Source organism: Lentzea sp. (genome assembly GCF_035525475.1).
GTDB lineage: Bacteria > Actinomycetota > Actinomycetes > Mycobacteriales > Pseudonocardiaceae > Lentzea.
Window position 1 is genome coordinate 42636 of the sequence record NZ_DATLEC010000100.1, and the last position, 19273, is coordinate 61908.

The following is a 19273-nucleotide window of genomic DNA, read 5'->3' on the forward strand; positions in this document are numbered from 1 at the left end:
CGCCTCCTCCGAGGCGGAAAACCGTACAACTGGAGGAATCTTCTATGCGCAAGCTCGTGCTTGCTCTTTCGATGGCCGTTCTGGCCACGGTGGGCGCCATGATGCCCGCCTCCGCATCGGCGGAGGTCACGTCGGTGCAGGCGGTGTCCGAGGTCGGCGCGGCGGCCGACGGCGTCGAGTTCGCCGTCGCCGGCTCGCTGCCGCCCCGCTCCCAGCTGGAGTGCCACTCCTACACGGCCGTCGAGATCTGCTACGAGAAGGGCGGCGACCACTGGTGGGTGCAGGACCAGGACAGCTCTGACAACGCCTCGGCCGGTGTGTACTGGGAGAACATGCGCGGCGGCTCGCTCTACCGCAGCGGCTTCTGCATCTCCAGCCTCGGCAACGGCAACTGGGGCCAGTGCAACAAGAACTACTACGAGGACAGCGTGCTGAACGGCTTCCCGTGCACCTGGAACCGCAGCACGGGCGGCGACATCGTGTGCTCGTCGTCCGGCTACCGCTACCAGTGATGAGGAAGCGACTGGTCGCTCTCGCGGCGGCGTCCGCCTTCGTCAGCGTCCTCGCACCGGGCACGGCCTCGGCCGCACCCGACTGGGAGGTCGACTACGGGGTCAAGGGCACCCCACCGGCGGACGTCGTGTGCGCCAACCAGATGGACAAGGCCTGGGTCTGCTACGAACGGGGTGGCGACCGCTGGTGGGTGCGTGACAACGCGCAGGACGGCATGTCGGCCCTCGTGCAGTGGTTCAACTACCGCGACGGCTCGCTCTACCGCCGCGGGCGCTGCATCAACAGCCACGAGGCCGGCACCTGGGCGTCGTGCAACAAGAACTACTACGAGGACAGCAGGCTGACCGGCTTCCAGGGTGCCTGGGACCGCGGCGATGAGGGCTCCGTTCCGGTGTTCTACGAGACGGAGTGGCAGTTCCAGTGAGCTGGTGGCGCGACCCGGAACGGTGCCGGGCCACGCCACTAGGACTGGTACTTGACCAGTAGTTCGACGGCCTCGTCGACGTCGTCCGTGACGAGGATCCACTGCTCTGCCTCCCGGCCCGCCGCGAGCTTCTGCACCAGCGGCGCGGCCGGGACCTCGTCCGTCCAGAACGCCTTGCCCAGGAACACCATGGGAGCGGCGGGGCCGACGCTGCCGTAGTAGTTCTGCGTGAAGTCCTGGAAGACCTCCTGGACCGTGCCCGCCTTGCCCGGCGTGTAGACGATGCCGCCGGTCGCGATGGTCAGCAGGCCCTCCTCGCGCACCGAGTTGGCGAAGTACTTCGCGTGCAGCTCGCAGGCCGGGTTGGGCGGCTCGTGGCCGTAGAACCAGGTCGGGATGCCGATCGTGCGCGGGGTGTCGAAGTGCGGGAGCTCCGGGAACGCCGCCAGCCAGCGGCCGATCGACTCGTCGTCGCCGCCGAACGACGGCGCCTGCGCGAGGGCGTCGAGGACACCGGGATCGGCCTCGCCGAGCCGCACGCCGAGCGGCACGGCCTCCATCGCACCCGGTCCGCCGCCGGTCAGCACCGTGAAGCCCGACCTGCCCAGCGCGGCGCCGAGCTCGACCGCGTCGCGGTAGCCGGCCGAACCCCTGGCCAGCGCGTGGCCGCCCATGACCGCCACCGGTGAGCCCGTCAGGATCTCGTCGAGGGCCTCGGTGATCGAGTGGTCGTGCAGGCGTTCGGCCAGCGCGTGCAACGGGTCGGGGTGGTGGCCCTGCCGCTTGCTGTGCTTGTAGATCACCGCGTCCGGGGTGTTCGCGTACGACTTCGGGTCGGCCGGGTCGAAGCCCTCGAACAGCTCCGCCGGCGTGTAGAGCGACGACCGGTACACGTCGTAGGGCAGGTCCGGGATCACCGGGAAGATCAACGCTCCCGCCGCCTCCGCCCGCCGCTGCATGCTCTCGCTGAGGGTGCACCCGAGCAGTAGCGCCCCGTCCAAGGGCACCCGCACGTCCTCGCGAGTGAGGTCAAGCCCGATGATGACGGCTTTGCGCAGGTCAGGCTGTGCCCGAAGCTGGTCGAGGCCGGTGATTTCGATCCGCACGGGAAAAAGACTAAGCCTCGGGCGAACCAGAGGGCCCCGGGATCCGAATGAGTAGTGGGAACCAAGGTCCGCTCGCCACCCCGACGAGCGGCCCCTCGTGCCGCGCTGCCCAGGAAAGGTTCCCCGCAATGGTTGTCGAACAGCTGACCGGCTGCGCCGCCCGTGGCGCCCGAGTGGTGGATCCCCACCGCGTCGAGTACCTGGACTGCGGTGGTTACGGAGTCCCGCTGCTGGGCCACGCCCACCCCGAGGTCGTGCGTGCCGTGGTCGGCCAGGTGCGCAGGCCGTCCCTGCTGGACCGCCTGATGCTCGACCTGGTCACGCCCAACGGCCTCGACCACATCCACACCTTCGCATCGGCCTCCGAAGCGGCCCAGTTCGCCGTGGCCCTCGCACAGGCCAACGGCCGCCCTCGCGTCCTGAGCACAGGCGACGTCCCGTACGGCGGCATCGATTCGTTACGCGCCACCCTCGCATCCGGCCCACCAGCGTGCGTGATGGTGGAACCGGTCCGCGGCGTCGCGTGCCCACCCGACGGCTACCTGAGCGCCGTGGCCGAGGTGTGCCGCGAGCAGGGAGCCCTGCTGGTGGTCGACGAGACCCGTTCGGGCCTGGGCCGCCTCGGCGTCTGGTGGGGCGTGGACCTCGACGAGGTGACGCCGGACATCATGCTGGTGGGCGAGGGCCTGTCCGGCGGCGTGCTCCCGATCGCCGCCGTCGTGGCCTCGGCCGCCGTCGAGGTGCCGCTGTGGCGCGGCCACGACGCCGTGTCACCCCTGGCCTCCGCCGCCGTCAACGCCTGCCTGCGCGTCATCGCCTCCGAAGGCCTGGTCGAACGGGCCAGGCTCCTGGGCGACGAGCTGCTGTACGGCCTGCGGGCCGTGGTGGCGGGCAAGGCGCACGCGTCGGGCCGCGGCCTGCTGCTCGGCGTGGAGCTGCCGGACAAGCAGGCGGCCGACGTGTTCACCGGCGAGCTGCTGCGGCTGCGGGTGCTCGCCGACTTCCGCGGGCGGACGGTGAGCTTCACGCCTCCGGCCGTGATGTCGGCGGCGGACGCCGGGTGGATGGTGGAGGCGGTGGGCCGGGCGGCCGCGAAGATCTGACGGACCGGCCTGCTCGTGCTACTTGCCGGGCTCCCACGCCAGGACGTCCAGCACGAGCAGGTCACCGGTCTTCACCTCGGTGAGCCGGACGCGGGCGAACGTCCTGCCGTTGGTCTTCACGCAGAAGGTGGCGTCGGGAGCGACGGCCTGGCCGCTCACCGAACCCTTGTACCCGGCGCTGACGCAGTCCTCCAGGGTCGCGTCCGCCTTGGCCGGAGCCAGGTCTTCGCGTGCGCTGAGGCTGTAGCCGTCGTAGGACAGGTCGTACCTCTCGTCCCTCTGGTTCGTCCTCACCGCGCCCCAGTCCAGTGCGGTGGAGTCGAGGTCCACCCCGTAGCCCTGGGTGAGCTGAACCGGCCTGTCCCCGCTGGTCCGCTTGACGCCGGGCGCTTGCTGAGGTGGCGGGGAGGTGGTGGTCGCGGGGGCGGTCGAGGATCCGGTCGTGGTGGTGGGACCGGACGGCGTCGTGCCGGAGGCCTGGCCGGGAACGTCCGTCACGGCGCGGGTGGCGACGACCGTGACCGCCGCCGTCCCCGCGATGATCCCGACGACCGCCAGCAGGACCACCCCGTCGACCGGTTTGCCGAACCTCGCGACCACCAGGCCCGCGCCGATCAGCAACGCGACGACACCGATCACCAGTGCCGCCGTCGACGCCGAACCGGACAACACCGTCACGATCGCCGAGACGTCGGCGATCAGGCTGACGGGCAGCAGCCACTGCCAGCCGCGGTTGCTCTCGTTCTCGCTCAGAAGATCACCGTCTGGTTGCCGTGCACCAGCACCCGGTCCTCCAGGTGCCACCGCAGCCCGCGCGCCAGCACGACCTTCTCGATGTCCCGCCCCTTGCGCACCATGTCCGCGACCGAGTCGCCGTGGTGCACGCGCAGCACGTCCTGCTCGATGATCGGGCCCGCGTCCAGGTCGGCCGTCACGTAGTGGCACGTCGCGCCGACCAGCTTCACGCCGCGGCGGTGCGCCTGGTGGTACGGGCGGGCGCCGATGAACGACGGCAGGAAGCTGTGGTGGATGTTGATCGTGCGGCCGGACCAGGCCGCGCAGAGCTCCGGCGGCAGGATCTGCATGAAGCGGGCCAGGACCACGGCGTGCGGGTCGTGCTTCTCCACCAGGGCGCGCAGTTCCGCGAACGCCGCCTGCTTGCCCTCGGGGTTGTTCGCCGGGAACGGCACGTGGTGGAACGGGATGCCGTGCGCGCGCGTGATGTCGCCCAGCTCGGGGTGGTTGCCGATCACGGCGGACACCTCGACGTCCAGCTCGCCGGTCGAGACCCTGGCCAGCAGGTCGTACAGGCAGTGGCCCTCCTTCGACACGAGGATCACCACGCGCTTGCGGGAGCCCGTGTCGGTCACCGTCCACGTCGACTGCGCGCCCAGGCCGGCGGCCACCTCGGCGAACTGCGTGCGCAGCTCGTCCACGCCGAACGGCAGGGAGTCCGCGCGCACTTCCTGGCGCGTGAAGAACCAGCCCGTCTCGGGGTCGGTGTGGTAGGCGGCCTCGACGATCCAGCCGCCGTTGTCCGCGAGGAACGACGAGATCCTCGCGATGATGCCGGTGCGGTCCGGGCAGCCGAAGGTGATCACGTAGCGACGTTCAGGCGATGACACGCAGCAGGAGTATTCACGCCCTGGGCAGCGCCGCCAACAGCGACTCGTCGCCCGTCACGATCGCGTGACCCGGCCGGCCCCACAGCGCGCGGTAGACCGCGTCGGCGGTGCCGGCGAGGGTGACGTCCGCGTCGACGGCCGAGTCGAGCACGCCCGTCACGACGAGGGGCTCACCGGCCGCCAGCCAGACCTCCCACGTGCGGCCCGCGTCGGCGGCGTGCACCAGCAGCTTGCCCGTCCTCTCGATCACCTGGCCGCGCTCCAGCTGGCGGGGCGCCATCACGGTCAGGTACTCGTCGATGCCGTCGGCGGCGAACTCCGAGCCGAACAGCAGCGTCGGCGGTTCGTGACCGGTCGCGATCTCCGCGTCGAGGCGGTGGACCGACGTCTCGTGGGCCTGCCTGCGCGCCCAGAAACCGGCTCGCTGCGGGCCCTGGAACGTCCACGACGGACTGTCGGGGGACACCGACCGCAGCCGGGAGACGAGCAGCGACGACCCGCTGTCCCACCAGGCGAGCGCCTCGTCCCAGTCCTGGGGCGCCTCCGGCCACGCGGGCCTGCCGGCGACGGGTGCGGTGACGACGGCCTCCGCCGCCCACGTGTGCACCTCGGCCATGTGCCGCACGAGGTCCAGCACCGTCCACTCGGGACAGGTGGGAACCGGGGCGTCCTGGCCGGCCTGAACGGCGGCCGAACGCATCGCCGACGCCTGCTTCTCGATCTCCGCGACGAAGTCCACGAAACCCACCCTAGGGTGCGACGGCCGCCCATTCGAGCGTGATTTCGCCGAGCCGCCAACGCCGCCGGTCGTCGAGCACGGGCCAGCCGCGTTCGACCAGCAGCCGCGCCGACTCCACCCACCGCGCGCGGGGGCCGAACGGCGCGAACGGCGCCGCGGTCGCCCAGCACGCGTCCAGCTCGGTGAGCAACAGGTGCACGCGCTCGCCCGGCACGTTCTTGTGGATCAGCGCCTTGGGCAGCCGCTCGGCGAGGTCGGACGGCGTCTCGATCCCCGAAGGCTTGCAGGCCAGGGTGAACGTCCGAGGCCCTTCCGACGACAACGTCACCCACGTGCACCGGCGGCCGATCTCGTCGCACGTCCCCTCGACGACCAGGCCGCCGGGGGCCATGCGCGAGAGCATGGTGTCCCACGCCTCGAAGGCCTGCTCTTCGGTGTACTGGCGCAGCACGTTGAACGCGCGCAACAACACCGGCCGCGCCCCGGCCAGCTCGAAGCCGCCTCGCCGGAAGTCCAGCAGCGGCGGGTCCGAGACGGCCTTGCCCGCGTCCACCCGGTCCTGGTCGATCTCCAGGCCGAGCACGCGCACGTCGGGACGCACGGAACGCAGCCGGGAGGCCATCTCGACGGTCGTGATCGGCGACGAGCCGTACCCGAGGTCGACCACGAGCGGGTCGGCGGCGTCCGCCAGGAACCGCGACAGCGTGCCGGTCATCCACCGGTCGACCCGGCGCAGGCGGTTCGGGTTGGTCGTGCCGCGCGTCGGCAGGCCGAGCGCACGGGCCCGGCCCGCGGCTAGGCGCGGTTTGCGAGCCATTCGGAGGTGAACTCGCTCTCCTTGTCGAGCAGCACGGCGACCTGCTCGGCGATCAGCTTCTCGAGCTTGCCGCCCAGCAGCGGGATGCTCACCTTGACCTCGCCGGTGAGGGTGGTCCTGGAGCCGGAGCCGTTGTCCAGGACGGTGAACGCGCCCTCGAGGCGGCCGGGCACGCCGTTGACCGCCACCTCGACCGTGCCGGCGCCCGCGGCCCACGTCTCGGTGCGCTGGATCACCAGGTCGCCGCCGAGCGCCGCCTTGACCGCCGACGGCAGGTGCTCGGCGGGGACGCCCTGCTTGAGCTGGTACGACGTCCGCTCGTCGGTCTTGTCGAACGAGATGAGCGCGGCGTTGTCGCCGCCGATGGCGGCCAGCCGGTCCCGCAGATAGGTCTCGTCCACCATCGCGGCGAAGACCTTCTCCGCCGAATGGGGTGACGTGGTGTGGTGCTCGATGCGGCGTGCCATGTCGCGGAGGCTACCGTTGACGTCCGTGACCACCACGCAGTCCGTACCTCTGGCCGAGCGCACGACGCTCCGACTCGGTGGGCCTGCCGCTCGGTTCGTCCACGCCACGACCGCCTCTGAGCTGGTCGAAGCCGTGCGAACAGCCGACGCCGACGACGACGAGAAGGTCCTCGTGCTCGGCGGCGGGTCCAACCTCGTGATCTCCGACGGCGGCTTCGACGGCACGGTCGTGCACGTCGCCACCAAGGGTTTCCGGCTCGACCCGCTGGGCGGAGGCATCGTCCAGTTCACCGTCGAGGCCGGCGAGGAGTGGGACGCGGTCGTCGCCGAGGCGGTCGCGCAGGGCCTCGGCGGGCTCGAGTGCCTGTCGGGCATCCCCGGTCTCAACGGCGCCACGCCCGTGCAGAACGTCGGCGCGTACGGCGTCGAGATCTCCCAGGTGCTGCAGTCGGTCGACATCCTCGACCGCCGCAGCGGCAAGGTGCACCAGGTGCCCGCCGCGAAACTCGGCCTCGCCTACCGCGGCAGCGTGCTGAAGAACACGGACAACGCCGTCGTGCTGCGCACCCGGTTCTCGCTCACCGCCGGCGGCATGTCCGCGCCGATCCGCTACGGCGAGCTGGCGCGCGTCCTCGGTGTGGCGCAAGGTGATCGCGTTCCGGCGGACGAGGCCCGCAAGGCGGTGCTGGAGCTGCGCCGCGGCAAGGGCATGGTGCTCGACCCCGCCGACCACGACACGTGGAGCGCGGGCTCGTTCTTCACCAACCCGATCCTCGACGACTCGACGTTCGCGGGCGTGCTGATCCGCATCGCCGAACGCCTCGGCTCCGACGTCGACGTGCCGAGCTACCCCGCGGGCCACGGTCAGCGGAAGCTCTCCGCGGCCTGGCTGATCGAACGCGCGGGGTTCCGCAAGGGCCACCAGGGCCCCGGCGGCCGGGTGTCGTTGTCCGGCAAGCACACCCTGGCTCTGACCAACCGCGGCGGCGCCTCCACCGAGGACCTGCTCGACCTGGCGCGCGAGGTGCGCGACGGCGTGCGGTCGGCGTTCGGCGTCGAGCTGCACCCGGAACCCGTTTTCGTAGGCGTCCAGCTCTGAGTCCGTTCAGCCCCGAGTCCGTTCAGCCCTAAGTCCGTTCAGGTGACTGCATGTGACGAACCGCTACCCCGCGTGTTTCATTGAGGTAGAGGGAACGGAGGTCGCCATGAGCTACCTCGACGAGAACGCGAGAGCGGTCATCAGGCCGGTCAAGCGCATGGTGGAGGACGAGTTCCTCTCCCGGCCGGGCGTGATCGGCGTCGACATCGGCGAGAAGGTCACCGGTGGCCTTCCGACGGGCCGCGCGGCGATCGTGGTCTACGTGTGCGCCAAGGGACCCTGCCACCCGCGGCAGATCCCGCGCGAGGTGGGCGGCGTCCTGACCGACGTCGTCGCCGAGTCGATCGTGCTGCACCGCGCCATGGTCGCCCGCGCCGCCGAATCCGTTGTGGCGGAACGGTATCCGGTGCTGCGCGGCGGGATCAGCATCGGCCCGGCGCGGACGTTCCGGGTCGTGCCGCCGGAGGTGCCGAAGGCAGGCGAGTACGTGATCGCGGGCACGCTCGGCGCGTTCGCCGCCACCCGCGACGAGCACAGGAAGGTGCTGGGGCTCACCACGTTCCACGTCGGGTGCGTCGACGACTCGTGGTCGGTGGGCGACGAGTTCGTGCATCCGTCCAGAGTGGACGGTGGGGTGCCGGGCGCCGACCTGGTCGCGGTGCTGGACCGCGCGGCGCTCGCGGGATCGGTGTCCGCGGCCGGGCTGCGGATGGGTGCCAGGCCGTTCCGCGCGGAGGTCGTCGACATCGGCGCGGTGACGGGGAGCGCTCGGGCCGAGGTCGGCTCCACCGTGCGCAAACGCGGCCGCACCACCGGGCTGACGTACGGAGTGATCACGTCGACGGACGCGACGGTCCGCCTCGACTTCGGCCCCGGCATCGGTGTCCGGACGTTGCGCGACCAGATCCGCGTGTACTCGTCGGAACGCTTCGGCGACCACGGCGACAGCGGCGCGGTGCTCGTGGACGCGGACAACCGGGTGGTCGGCCTGTACGTGGCCGGCAGCGGCTCGACGGGGTTCGCGAACCCCGTCGAACCGGTCCTGCGTCAGCTCGACGTGGAGTTGCTCACTCCCGGTGTACCCGAGTCGCGGAGGCCTGGGCGCGGGGCTTGAGCACGATCTCGTCCAGGTTCACGTGCGACGGCCGCGTGACCGCGAACGCGATGACGTCCGCCACGTCGTCGGCGGTGAGCGGCGTGAGGCCCTGGTAGACCTTGGCCGCGCGCTCGGTGTCGCCGCCGAACCTGTTGGCGGAGAACTCGGTCTCGACCATGCCCGGCAGGACTTCGGTGACCCGCACCGGCTGGCCCAGCAGCTCGCCGCGCAACGTCCGGTGCAGCGCCGACTGCGCGTGCTTCGCGCTCGTGTAGCCGGATCCGTTGTCGTACGCGTCACGTGCCGCGACGGAAGTCACGGACACGATGTGCCCGTCACCGGACGCGATCAGTTTGGGGATGAACGCCTTGGTGACCAGCAGGGTGCCGAGGACGTTCGCCTCCCACATCCAGCGCCATTCCTCGGGACTTCCCTCCGCGACGGTCGAAAGCCCACGCGCTCCGCCCGCGTTGTTCACGAGGACGTTGGCGTGGGGTACCCGGTCGGCGAAGGCCGCGACGGAGGTCTCGTCGGTGACGTCCAACTCGATGGCCGTCCCGTCGATGTCCTTCGCGATAACGTGGAGAAGGTCCAGACGACGTGCGCCGAGCACGACGTGGAACCCCTCGGCGGCCAGCCGCCGCGCGGTGGCCTCGCCGATGCCCGCGCTAGCTCCGGTCACTACTGCGACAGGTCGATTCACGACCCCGATCGTAGGCGGCCGAACAGCGTGTGACCGACGTCACTCGCACCACCCGGTCGTGTTGGACGTCCTGTCTGTGGGAGGTCGAAACCGTGAAGAGAACACTTGTCGCGCTGGTCGCCGGGCTGACGCTGCTGACCGGCTGCTCGAGTGTCGAGGCGGGGTCACCGAAGGCGGACAGCTCGTTACCGTCCGTGAAGGTCACCCTGTCGCCGGTCGACGGCACCAAGGACGTGCAGGTCACGACCCCGGTGCAGGTCACGGTGGTGGACGGCAAGATCGAGTCCGTCGCGGTGAAGTCGCCGGAGGGCAAGGACGTCAAGGGCACGCTGACCGAGGACAGGTCGGGCTGGACGACCGCCGAGCCGCTGGGCTACGGCAAGACGTACAGCTACTCCGGCAAGGTCGTCGGCACCGACGGCAAGCCCGTCGAGCTGAAGGGCTCGTTCACCACCGTCGCGCCCGGCTCGCAGACCCGCGCGACGCTCTGGCCGTCCGACAACCAGACCGTCGGCGTCGCGGCGCCGATCATGGTCAAGTTCGAGTCGCCGGTCGAGGACAAGGCGACCGTCGAGAAGGCCCTCAAGGTCACCAACTCGGCGAACGTCACCGGCTCGTGGGCCTGGCTCAGCGCCCAGGAGGTGCACTACCGGCCGGAGAAGTACTGGCCCGCCAACACCACGGTCAAGGTCGAGGCGAAGCTCTACGGCGTCAACTACGGCGGCGGCGCGTTCGGCAAGGCCGACGTGACCAGCGACTTCACCGTCGGCCGCAACCAGGTCGTGAAGATCGACAACCCGACGCACCGGCTCAAGGTGTTCCGCGACGGCCAGCAGACCGCCGACTACCCGGCGTCGTTCGGCAAGGACGCCGACCCCGAGCTCACCACGCCGAACGGCACGTTCGTCGTCATGTCGAAGCACGACACGTTCTCGTTCGACAACCCGCGCTACGGCTACACCAACGTCGTGAAGAAGTGGGCCGTCCGGTTCTCCAACCACGGCGAGTTCATCCACGAGAACAACGACAACGCGGGCAACATCGGCAGCAACAACACCTCGCACGGCTGCGCGAACCTGCTGGAGGCCGACGCGAAGGCGTACTTCGACTCGGCGCTGGTCGGCGACCCCGTCGAGGTGACCGGCTCGATCACCACGCTGCCGGCCCAGTTCGACTGGTACGACTGGCAGATCCCGTGGGAGCAGTGGAAGGGCAAGTCCGCCGTCAAGTAGGGCGTGCGGGAATGCGTCCCCCGGCCAGGTCGTTTGCGCATGTGTGCATCTGACACACGTGACGGCGGCCGGCGGGGGACGACTGGCCGTCCGTGAATCAGGTCCGGACGGCGCGCCGCCGGTGGTCCTCGTCCACGGCTGGGCGCAGACGGGTGCCGTCTGGAACCTCCCCGGCTTCCGCGCCTACGCCGTCGACCTGCGCGGACACGGCGAGTCCGACGACTTCGGCGACTACCGGGACTCCGCCCGGTGGGCCGCGGACCTCGAGGCCGTGCTCCGCCACACCGGGCCTGCAACGGTCGTCGGGTGGTCCTACGGCGGGCTCGTGATCACCGACTACCTGCGCTTCCACGGCACCGCGGGCATCGACGCGCTGGTGTTCGTGAGCGCCATCACCGAGATCGGCCGCGGTCGCCCGGGAGGCGCCACGGGCCCCGTGATGCGCGCCGCGCTGCCCGGTGCGATCACCGACGACGAGGTGCTCGCGACGTTCTGCCGGGCCATGGCCCCTGGTCTGCCTGCTGAGACGGTCGGCGAACTCACAGCCGCCGCGACGTCGGTGAGCCATAAGGTGCGAGGTGAGCTGTTCCGCAGGGATGTGGGCAGCGCTGACGTGCTGACCGCCGTCGACGTGCCGACCTTGGTGGTGCACGGAACTCAAGACGAGGTGGTGGCCCCTGCCGCCGCCGAGTACTCCGCCGACCTGATCCCCGGAGCCGAGTTGAGCCTGTATCCCGACACAGCGCACGCGCCCTTCCTCGAACAGCCGGAGCGGTTCGCCCACGACCTGGCGCGGGTCGCCCGGTGAAGCGCGTCGCGGTGCTCTCGGTGCACACCTCGCCGCTCGAACAGCCCGGCACGGGTGATGCGGGCGGGATGAACGTCTACATCGTCCAGACGGCCACTCGAATGGCCCAGCGGGGCGTCGAGGTGGAGATCTTCACGCGTGCCACGTCGTCCGAGCTGCCGCCGGTGGTCGAGCTGGCGCCGGGCGTGCGCGTCCGCAACGTCGCCGCGGGCCCGTTCGAGGGGCTCGGCAAGGAGGAGCTGCCGGGTCAGCTCTGCGCGTTCACGGCCGGTGTCCTGCGCGCGGAGGCACGCCACGAGCCCGGCTACTACGACGCGATCCACTCGCATTACTGGCTGTCGGGGCAGGTCGGCTGGCTGGCGCGGGAACGCTGGGGGGTGCCGCTCGTGCACACCGCCCACACGCTGGCCAAGGTGAAGAACCTGGCGCTGGCCGAGGGCGACGCGCCGGAGCCCAGGATGCGGGTGATCGGCGAGGAGCAGGTCGTCGCCGAGTCGGACCGGCTCGTGGCGAACACCGACATCGAGGCCAGTGAGCTGATCAAGCTCTACGACGCCGAACCGTCCAAGGTCGCCGTGGTTCCGCCCGGAGTGGACCTCGACCGGTTCACGCCCGGCGACCGGCGCGCGGCCCGGCGGTCGCTCGGCATCCCGCAGGACGCGGTCGTGCTGGCGTTCGTCGGCAGGATCCAGCCGTTGAAGGCCCCCGACGTGCTGCTGCGAGCCGCCGCGGAGATGCTGGTGCGCGATCCGGGGCTGCGGGCGAGGCTCGTGGTGCTGATCGTCGGCGGGCCGTCGGGCAGCGGGACGGAACGGCCGAAGGCGCTGGAGGAGCTGGCCGCACAGCTGCGGATCGCGGACGTGGTGCGCTTCCTGCCGCCGCAGCCGGGGCCGGCGCTCGCCGAGGTCTACCGGGCGGCGGACCTGGTGGCGGTGCCGAGCCACAACGAGTCGTTCGGGCTGGTGGCCCTGGAGGCCCAGGCCTGCGGGACGCCGGTGGTCGCGGCGGCCGTCGGCGGGCTGCCGGTCGCCGTCGACGACGGGATCTCCGGGGTGCTCGTGCACGGCCACGAGCCGGGCGAGTGGGCCGCGGCGATCACCGGGGTGGCGCTGCCGCGGCGGGAGCACCTGGCGAGCAACGCCGTGGGCCATGCGCGACGCTTCTCGTGGGACCGCACGACTGACTCCCTGCTGGCGGGGTACCAGGAGGCGGCAGACGTGTTCCGCCGGGAGGTTTTCGCTTGAGCGTCGACGCTGTGATCAAAGGGTTCCTGGACGAGCGGGAGCTGGAGTACGACCGGCGCGAGCCGGGGAAGTTCTTCGTGACCCTGCCGGGCACCAAGAAGCTGCAGACCAACGTGTGGCTGGTCGAGACGACGCACGCGCTGCTGGTCGAGGCCTTCGTGTGCCGGCGGCCGGACCAGTCGTTCGAGGACGTCTACCGGTTCCTGCTGCGCCGCAACGCACGGCTCTACGGCGTGCACTACACGATCGACGCCGAGGGTGACATCCACCTGGTCGGCCGGGTCGGGAAGCACGCCGTGACGCCCGACGAGCTCGACCGCGTGCTCGGGCAGGTGCTGGAGGCCGCGGACGGCGACTTCAACCCGCTGCTCGAGATCGGGTTCGCCGACGCGATCCGCCGGGAGTGGGCGTGGCGGGTGTCGCGCGGCGAGTCGCTCGCGAACCTGCAGGCGTTCCAACATCTCGTTTCGGAGTAGCCGGCAACTCGTTTCGGCCTACGCGGCAACTCCGCACGTGCTCCGTCCCGTCCGAACAGCATGCGTAGACCAGTGCTGTGGGTGGGAGTCGCGTTGCTGGCCCTGGTTTCGACGGGGTGCAGCAACAACACGAGCGGGAGCGGGACGTCGGCGAAGGACGCCGCCGCACCGCAGGTGGCGCAGCAGAAGGCGCCGCAGCAGCAGGAGAACAAGAACACCGGGCAGGCCGCCGTGCAGCCGGTGCAGGAGCAGGAACGGCAGCTGGTGCGCACGGCGACCGTCGACCTGCGCAGCGACGACGTGCTCAAGGCGATCGGTCAGATCAAGGACCGGGCGCAGGCCGTCGGCGGGTTCGCGGGGCAGGAGAACTCGACGAAGAGCTCCGGGTCCGTGACCGTGCGGGTGCCTTCCGCCGAGCTGGACCGGATCGTGCGCGACCTGTCGAGCGTCGGTGAGGTGACGCGCAGCGAGGTGCGCAGCGAGGACGTCACCGACCAGCTCGTGGACGTCGAGGCGCGCATCGCGACGCAGAAGGCCAGCGTCGACCGGTTGCGGGTGCTGTTCGAGCGCGCGGGGACGACGGCCGAGATCGCGCAGGTCGAGAGCGAGCTGACGAAGCGGCAGTCCGAGCTGGAGTCGATGCAGCGGCGCAGCGAGTCGCTGAAGGGCAAGGTCGCTCTCGCGACGCTGACGGTGCAGGTCGCGACCGTACCGATCGTGCCGCCGAAGCCGGAGGAGGCCGGGTTCCTGAGCGCGCTGGCCGGTGGCTGGGACGCGCTGCTCGCCGTGCTGGGCGGGATCCTGGTCGCCGTCGGCGCGGTGCTGCCGTTCGCGGTGGCGCTGGGAGTGCCCGCGGCGGTGGTGGTCTACCTGCTCCGCCGCCGGAGGCGTGTCACCCGGATGAACGAAGCAGCGTGATCACTCTCTATTGAGAGTGTGCCCTTGTTGATCGCGGAACGGCTCGGGAGAGAGGGGGAGTCGCATCGAGCCGTCCCGCGTCAAAGGTCCCCGCTGCTGTGGATCCGTGGACGGGGGGAGCCTCCGGATCCCAAGCGGGCCGCGCGATCCGACGGGGGAAGACGAACCGCGCATGTGCCTCGCGCTCGTCGAGTAAGCGTGGGAGCCGACTCGCGGAGGCGGTATCAACTTCCCAGATACATCCTTGCGATCACAAGTGATTGTATTGCTCCATTCGAGTGTATTTAGTCGCGCTAAGTAACGCGTCTGTAGCGATCATGCGACCTTGACCCACCCGGTGGGCTGGATCACGATGAGCCCACAGGCTGGGTGTACAGCGAGTGAATGAGGTCGCCGCATGGTCTTTCGCAGTCCGTTTCCCGACGTCGAGATCCCGGACGTGTCGCTGCACCAGCTGTTGTTCGGCGACGTCGCCGACCGTGCGGACCGGGTTGCGCTGATCGACGGCATGTCCGGTGCGTCGATGACGTACGGCCAGCTCGCCGGTGCCATCGACCGCATGGCCGCCGCCCTCGCCGCGCGCGGCATCGGCAAGGGCGACGTGGTGGGCATCCTGAGCCCGAACACGCCCTACTACGCCGTCGTGTTCCACGGCATCCTGCGCGCGGGCGCCACCGCCACCACGATCAACGCGCTCTACACGGCCGACGAGGTCGCGCACCAGCTGCACGACGCGGGCGCGAAGATGCTGTTCACGGTCTCCGTGCTGCTGCCCAACGCCGCTCCGGGCGCCGCGAAGGCCGGCGTCACCGACGTCGTCGTGCTGGACGGCGCCGAGGGCTACCCGTCGCTGCCGGAGCTGCTGGCCAACTCGCACCCGGTGCCCGAGGTCGAGATCAACGCGGCCGAGGACGTGGCGGTGCTGCCCTACTCCTCCGGCACGACCGCCCTGCCCAAGGGCGTGATGCTGACGCACCGCAACCTGGTCGCGAACCTCGTGCAGTGCGACCCGATCATGGCCGACGTCGGGGCGCACACGCGGATCCTCGCCGTGCTGCCGTTCTTCCACATCTACGGCATGCAGGTGCTGATGAACAGCGGCCTGTACATCGGCGGTGTCGTCGTGACGCTGCCGAGGTTCGAGCTGCCGGAGTTCCTGCGGGTCATCGCGGAGTACAAGACCGACCGCGTCTACATCGCCCCGCCGGTCGCCGTCGCCCTGGCCAAGCACCCGATCGTCGACAACTACGACCTCTCCCCGCTCAAGACGCTGTTCTCGGGAGCGGCGCCGCTGGACGAGGACCTGGCCGCCGCGGTGCGCAAGCGCATCGGCTGCCGCGTCGTGCAGGGCTACGGCATGACGGAGATGTCGCCGGTCAGCCACGCCATCCCGGACGGCCGCGACGACATCTCGGTCGGCACCGTCGGCGTGATCATCCCGAACCTGGAGTGCCGCCTGGTCGACCCCGCCTCCGGCGAGGACGTCGGCGTGGGCGAGCGCGGCGAGCTGTGGTGCAAGGGCCCGAACGTCATGAAGGGCTACCTGAACAACCCCGACGCCACCGCCGCCACCCTCGACGCCGACGGCTGGCTGCACACCGGTGACGTCGCCGTGATCGACGCGGACGGCATCGTCTCGATCGTCGACCGCGTCAAGGAGCCCATCAAGTACAAGGGCTACCAGGTCCCGCCGGCCGAGCTGGAGGCCGTGCTGCTGACCCACGACGAGATCGCCGACGCGGCGGTCATCGGCGTGAAGGACGCGGACGGCGAGGAGGTCCCGAAGGCGTTCGTGGTGCGCCAGCCCACCTCGTCCATCGACGCGGACGCCGTGATGGCGTTCGTGGCGGCGAACGTGGCCCCGCACAAGAAGGTCCGGGTCGTGGAGTTCATCGAGGCGATCCCGAAGTCGGCCGCGGGCAAGATCCTGCGCAAGGACCTCAGGGCCCGCGAACAGGCCTGATCGAGCGAACGACGAACGCCCCGGCGGAACGCCGCCGGGGCGTTCCCGTCGGGATCGGCGTCCGCACCGGCGAGCAACATGGCGTGGATCACGCCGACCTGCCGGGGTACGGCGAGAGGGGCGGCATGGCAGGCTAACCGCCATGTCTGTCGGAACCTTGGTGCTGCTCCGCCACGGCGAGAGCACGTGGAACGCGGAGAACCTGTTCACCGGATGGGTGGACGTTCCCCTGTCGGAGAAGGGCGAGCGGGAGGCCCGCCGCGGCGGCCAGCTGCTGCGCGAGGCCGGCGTCCTGCCGGAGATCCTGCACACCAGCCTCATGCGCCGCGCGATCATGACCGCGAACCTGGCGCTCGACGCCGCCGACCGGCACTGGATCCCGGTCCGCCGCGACTGGCGCCTCAACGAGCGCCACTACGGCGCCCTGCAGGGCAAGAACAAGAAGCAGACGCTGGAGGAGTTCGGCGAGGAGCAGTTCATGCTCTGGCGCCGCTCCTACGACACCCCGCCGCCGCCCATCGAGCCCGGCTCGGAGTTCAGCCAGGACGCCGACCCGCGCTACGCGGACCTCGGCCCCGACCTGCCGCTGACCGAGTGCCTGCTCGACGTCGTGAAGCGCATGATCCCGTACTGGGAGTCGTCGATCGTGCCGGACCTGCGCACCGGCAAGACCGTGCTCGTGGCCGCCCACGGCAACTCGCTGCGCGCGCTCGTGAAGCACCTCGACGGCGTCTCGGACGAGGCCATCGCGGGGCTGAACATCCCGACCGGCATCCCGCTGCGCTACGACCTCGACGAGGACCTGAAGCCCCTCAAGCCGGGCGGCGAGTACCTCGACCCCGACGCCGCGAAGGACGCCATCGCGGCAGTGGCGAACCAGGGCAGGTAACTCACTTTCCGGGAAATGCACGCGTGTACCGATTGCCGGTGCGCGCGTGCATTTCTCGTTCGCCGGCGGTCCTGAGGACACGGTTGGGTGAACGAGGTCTGACCAGGGGAGAAACAACCTGGCCCCAAGGTGTCATAGGCGTCACGGTTCACGCCTGTGTACTAGGCCAGGACACCTTCCAGCTGCTTACCATTCGCCCGTGACCACAACGGGTTACCTCGCTGTGTCGATCGGCGTCGCGCTCATCGGCGTGATCGCCGCATTCTTCGTTGGCAGGCTCACCGCTCCCAGGCATCCGAAGCAGCCCGACGGGCTGACGGTCGGCGATCTCATCCAGCGGATCGTCCAGGACTCGCACAACGGCATCGTGGTGCTGAACCACTTCGGCGACGTGGTGCTGCACAACCCGCGTGCCGAGCAGCTCGGGGTCGTCCGCAACAACCGCGTCGACGACCGCGCGCGCAAGGCTGCGGAAGCCGTCCTCAACAGCGACGAGGTCGTCTACGTGGACCTCTCGCCGCTCGAAGGGCAGCGCGGAGGCCGCCAGCCGGAGGCCGTGCACGCCGAGGTCCGGCAGCTCATCGACGACTTCATCTTCATCGACGCCACGGACGAGTCCGAGTCGGTGCGGCTCGAGAAGACGCGGCGCGACTTCGTGGCCAACGTCAGCCACGAGCTGAAGACGCCCGTCGGCGCCCTCGCGCTGCTGGCGGAGGCCGTGCTGGACGCGAGCGACGACCAGGACGAGGTCCGCCGCTTCAGCGCGAAGATCATGCAGGAGGCGACCCGCCTCGGCACGCTCGTCACCGAGCTCATCGCGCTGTCGCGCCTGCAGGGCGCGGAGAAGCTGCCGGAGCTGTCCGACACCGAGATCGACGTCGTGATCAACGAGGCGCTGTCGCGGTCCAAGCTCGCCGCCGAGTCGGTCGACATCTCGATCACCACCGACGAGCCGAGCGGGTACGTCGTGCCGGGCGACCGGTCGTTGCTGGTCACCGCGCTGACGAACCTCCTGGACAACGCCGTCGCGTACTCCCCGCCCGGCAGCCCCGTCTCCGTCAGCCGCAGGCTCGTGGACGGGCACGTCGAGATCGCCGTCACCGACCGCGGCATCGGCATCGCCGAGGACCAGCAGCAACGCGTCTTCGAGCGGTTCTACCGCGTCGACAAGGCCCGGTCACGTGCGACCGGCGGAACCGGCCTGGGGCTCGCGATCGTCAAGCACGTCGCCGCCAACCACGGCGGTGAGGTGAAGCTGTGGAGCCTGCCAGGAACGGGGTCCACCTTCACGCTGCGGCTCCCGGCCGCGGCGGCCGAACCCAACCCGACCCCCGTCCACACCGGCGCGGGCGACACCGGAGGAGAGCTGTGACCAGGGTGCTCATCGTGGAGGACGAGGAGTCCTTCGCCGATCCGCTCGCCTTCCTGCTGCGCAAGGAGGGGTTCACCGCGGCGCTCGCCGCCACCGGCCAGGAGGCGCTCGAGGAGTTCGACCGCAACGGCGCCGACATCGTGCTGCTCGACCTGATGCTGCCCGGCATGAGCGGCACGGACGTCTGCAAGCAGCTGCGCCAGCGCTCCGCCGTCCCCGTGATCATGGTGACCGCGCGCGACAGCGAGATCGACAAGGTCGTCGGCCTGGAGCTGGGCGCGGACGACTACGTCACCAAGCCGTACTCGGCGCGCGAGCTCATCGCCCGCATCCGCGCGGTGCTGCGCCGCGGCGGCGAGTCCGAGGACCTGCTGCCGCAGATCCTGGAGGCCGGCCCGGTGCGCATGGACGTGGAACGCCACGTCGTCACCGTCGCGGGCCAGGACATCAGCCTCCCGCTCAAGGAGTTCGACCTCCTCGAGTACCTGCTGCGCAACGTCGGCCGCGTCCTGACCAGGGGCCAGCTGATCGACCGCGTGTGGGGAGCGGACTACGTCGGCGACACGAAGACGCTGGACGTGCACGTCAAGCGGCTGCGCTCCAAGATCGAGCCCGACCCGTCGGCCCCGCGTCACCTGGTGACCGTCAGGGGTCTCGGTTACAAGTTCGAGTCCTGACG

General features: G+C 70.4%; 21 protein-coding genes. 14 read left to right on the forward strand and 7 right to left on the reverse strand.

Annotated features, from left to right (window positions below; all coding sequences use genetic code 11):
• Positions 1-44: 44 nt before the first annotated feature.
• On the forward strand, positions 45-512 hold the full coding sequence (locus tag VM306_RS17630; RefSeq protein ID WP_325516103.1) for a hypothetical protein: 468 nt from the start codon (positions 45-47) through the stop codon (positions 510-512).
• On the forward strand, positions 512-937 hold the full coding sequence (locus VM306_RS17635) for a hypothetical protein (protein WP_325516105.1): 426 nt from the start codon (positions 512-514) through the stop codon (positions 935-937). Before VM306_RS17630 ends, VM306_RS17635 begins: the two co-directional genes overlap by 1 nt.
• Positions 938-975: 38 nt before the next feature.
• Here the strand turns inward: VM306_RS17635 and VM306_RS17640 are convergent, their stop codons facing one another.
• A complete protein-coding gene (locus VM306_RS17640; protein WP_325516107.1) occupies positions 976-2043 on the reverse strand; it encodes a hypothetical protein in 1068 nt (355 codons plus the stop codon).
• Between the two features lie 128 nt (positions 2044-2171).
• Between VM306_RS17640 and VM306_RS17645 the strand changes: the two genes are divergently transcribed.
• Positions 2172-3146, forward strand: coding sequence for an aminotransferase class III-fold pyridoxal phosphate-dependent enzyme (locus tag VM306_RS17645; RefSeq protein ID WP_325516109.1), 975 nt, complete (start codon positions 2172-2174; stop codon positions 3144-3146).
• A gap of 18 nt (positions 3147-3164) precedes the next feature.
• Here the strand turns inward: VM306_RS17645 and VM306_RS17650 are convergent, their stop codons facing one another.
• From VM306_RS17650 to VM306_RS17670, 5 genes are read right to left on the reverse strand one after another with little or no spacing between them, the layout of a single operon-like run.
• Positions 3165-3950 (reverse strand): hypothetical protein, encoded by a 786-nt coding sequence (locus VM306_RS17650; RefSeq protein WP_325516112.1) that lies wholly within the window; start codon positions 3948-3950, stop codon positions 3165-3167.
• Positions 3896-4747 carry a formyltetrahydrofolate deformylase gene (gene purU / locus VM306_RS17655; RefSeq protein ID WP_414672406.1) on the reverse strand — a complete coding sequence of 284 codons (852 nt, stop codon included), beginning with the start codon at positions 4745-4747 and terminating at the stop codon, positions 3896-3898. The genes VM306_RS17650 and purU overlap by 55 nt, the downstream gene beginning before the upstream one ends.
• Positions 4748-4784: 37 nt before the next feature.
• Positions 4785-5510 (reverse strand): maleylpyruvate isomerase family mycothiol-dependent enzyme, encoded by a 726-nt coding sequence (locus VM306_RS17660; protein WP_325516116.1) that lies wholly within the window; start codon positions 5508-5510, stop codon positions 4785-4787.
• Between the two features lie 10 nt (positions 5511-5520).
• Positions 5521-6327, reverse strand: coding sequence for a class I SAM-dependent methyltransferase (locus VM306_RS17665; RefSeq protein WP_325516119.1), 807 nt, complete (start codon positions 6325-6327; stop codon positions 5521-5523).
• The gene (locus tag VM306_RS17670) at positions 6306-6794 is read right to left on the reverse strand and encodes a DUF2505 domain-containing protein (RefSeq protein ID WP_325516121.1); all 489 of its coding nucleotides are present in this window, start codon (positions 6792-6794) and stop codon (positions 6306-6308) included. The genes VM306_RS17665 and VM306_RS17670 overlap by 22 nt, the downstream gene beginning before the upstream one ends.
• 16 nt (positions 6795-6810) lie before the next feature.
• On the opposite strand from VM306_RS17670, the gene VM306_RS17675 reads away from it, so the two are divergent.
• Both VM306_RS17675 and VM306_RS17680 read left to right on the forward strand, forming a co-directional pair.
• Positions 6811-7893 carry a UDP-N-acetylmuramate dehydrogenase gene (locus VM306_RS17675; RefSeq protein WP_414672407.1) on the forward strand — a complete coding sequence of 361 codons (1083 nt, stop codon included), beginning with the start codon at positions 6811-6813 and terminating at the stop codon, positions 7891-7893.
• A gap of 106 nt (positions 7894-7999) precedes the next feature.
• Positions 8000-9007, forward strand: coding sequence for a hypothetical protein (locus tag VM306_RS17680; protein WP_325516126.1), 1008 nt, complete (start codon positions 8000-8002; stop codon positions 9005-9007).
• Here the strand turns inward: VM306_RS17680 and VM306_RS17685 are convergent.
• Positions 8961-9692 (reverse strand): SDR family oxidoreductase, encoded by a 732-nt coding sequence (locus VM306_RS17685; RefSeq protein WP_325516128.1) that lies wholly within the window; start codon positions 9690-9692, stop codon positions 8961-8963. The two genes, VM306_RS17680 and VM306_RS17685, sit on opposite strands and share 47 nt — an antisense overlap.
• Positions 9693-9784: 92 nt before the next feature.
• Here VM306_RS17685 and VM306_RS17690 point away from each other — a divergent pair, with 92 nt between their 5' ends.
• The 9 genes from VM306_RS17690 to VM306_RS17730 all read left to right on the forward strand — a co-directional run bounded on the left by VM306_RS17690 (position 9785) and on the right by VM306_RS17730 (position 19271).
• A complete protein-coding gene (locus VM306_RS17690) occupies positions 9785-10924 on the forward strand; it encodes a L,D-transpeptidase (protein ID WP_325516130.1) in 1140 nt (379 codons plus the stop codon).
• Positions 10925-10967: 43 nt separating this feature from the next.
• Positions 10968-11732, forward strand: a complete 765-nt coding sequence (locus tag VM306_RS17695) for an alpha/beta hydrolase (RefSeq protein ID WP_325516132.1) — start codon at positions 10968-10970, stop codon at positions 11730-11732.
• Positions 11729-12976, forward strand: a complete 1248-nt coding sequence (gene mshA, locus VM306_RS17700) for a D-inositol-3-phosphate glycosyltransferase (RefSeq protein WP_325516134.1) — start codon at positions 11729-11731, stop codon at positions 12974-12976. Before VM306_RS17695 ends, mshA begins: the two co-directional genes overlap by 4 nt.
• Positions 12973-13452 carry a YbjN domain-containing protein gene (locus VM306_RS17705; protein ID WP_325516136.1) on the forward strand — a complete coding sequence of 160 codons (480 nt, stop codon included), beginning with the start codon at positions 12973-12975 and terminating at the stop codon, positions 13450-13452. Before mshA ends, VM306_RS17705 begins: the two co-directional genes overlap by 4 nt.
• 60 nt (positions 13453-13512) lie before the next feature.
• Positions 13513-14370: a DUF4349 domain-containing protein gene (locus VM306_RS17710; RefSeq protein ID WP_325516138.1), complete on the forward strand. Its 858-nt coding sequence runs from the start codon at positions 13513-13515 to the stop codon at positions 14368-14370.
• A gap of 397 nt (positions 14371-14767) precedes the next feature.
• The gene (locus VM306_RS17715) at positions 14768-16333 is read left to right on the forward strand and encodes a 4-coumarate--CoA ligase family protein (RefSeq protein WP_325516140.1); all 1566 of its coding nucleotides are present in this window, start codon (positions 14768-14770) and stop codon (positions 16331-16333) included.
• Between the two features lie 142 nt (positions 16334-16475).
• Entirely contained in the window at positions 16476-17222 is a 747-nt protein-coding gene (locus tag VM306_RS17720) for a phosphoglyceromutase (RefSeq protein ID WP_325516142.1), read from the forward strand.
• A gap of 199 nt (positions 17223-17421) precedes the next feature.
• Positions 17422-18594, forward strand: coding sequence for a sensor histidine kinase (locus VM306_RS17725; RefSeq protein ID WP_325516144.1), 1173 nt, complete (start codon positions 17422-17424; stop codon positions 18592-18594).
• Positions 18591-19271, forward strand: a complete 681-nt coding sequence (locus VM306_RS17730; RefSeq protein WP_030477953.1) for a response regulator transcription factor — start codon at positions 18591-18593, stop codon at positions 19269-19271. The genes VM306_RS17725 and VM306_RS17730 overlap by 4 nt, the downstream gene beginning before the upstream one ends.
• The last annotated feature ends 2 nt before the right edge of the window (positions 19272-19273 follow it).

Excerpts from the sequence above, each read along its gene's own strand:
- VM306_RS17630 (WP_325516103.1), top strand. The coding sequence starts at position 45 with ATGCGCAAGCTCGTGCTTGCTCTTTCGATGGCCGTTCTGGCCACGGTG.
- VM306_RS17635 (WP_325516105.1), top strand. The coding sequence starts at position 512 with ATGAGGAAGCGACTGGTCGCTCTCGCGGCGGCGTCCGCCTTCGTCAGC.
- VM306_RS17645 (WP_325516109.1), top strand. The coding sequence starts at position 2,172 with ATGGTTGTCGAACAGCTGACCGGCTGCGCCGCCCGTGGCGCCCGAGTG.
- VM306_RS17665 (WP_325516119.1), bottom strand. The coding sequence starts at position 6,327 with ATGGCTCGCAAACCGCGCCTAGCCGCGGGCCGGGCCCGTGCGCTCGGC.
- VM306_RS17670 (WP_325516121.1), bottom strand. The coding sequence starts at position 6,794 with ATGGCACGCCGCATCGAGCACCACACCACGTCACCCCATTCGGCGGAG.
- VM306_RS17680 (WP_325516126.1), top strand. The coding sequence starts at position 8,000 with ATGAGCTACCTCGACGAGAACGCGAGAGCGGTCATCAGGCCGGTCAAG.
- VM306_RS17710 (WP_325516138.1), top strand. The coding sequence starts at position 13,513 with ATGCGTAGACCAGTGCTGTGGGTGGGAGTCGCGTTGCTGGCCCTGGTT.
- VM306_RS17715 (WP_325516140.1), top strand. The coding sequence starts at position 14,768 with ATGGTCTTTCGCAGTCCGTTTCCCGACGTCGAGATCCCGGACGTGTCG.
- VM306_RS17720 (WP_325516142.1), top strand. The coding sequence starts at position 16,476 with ATGTCTGTCGGAACCTTGGTGCTGCTCCGCCACGGCGAGAGCACGTGG.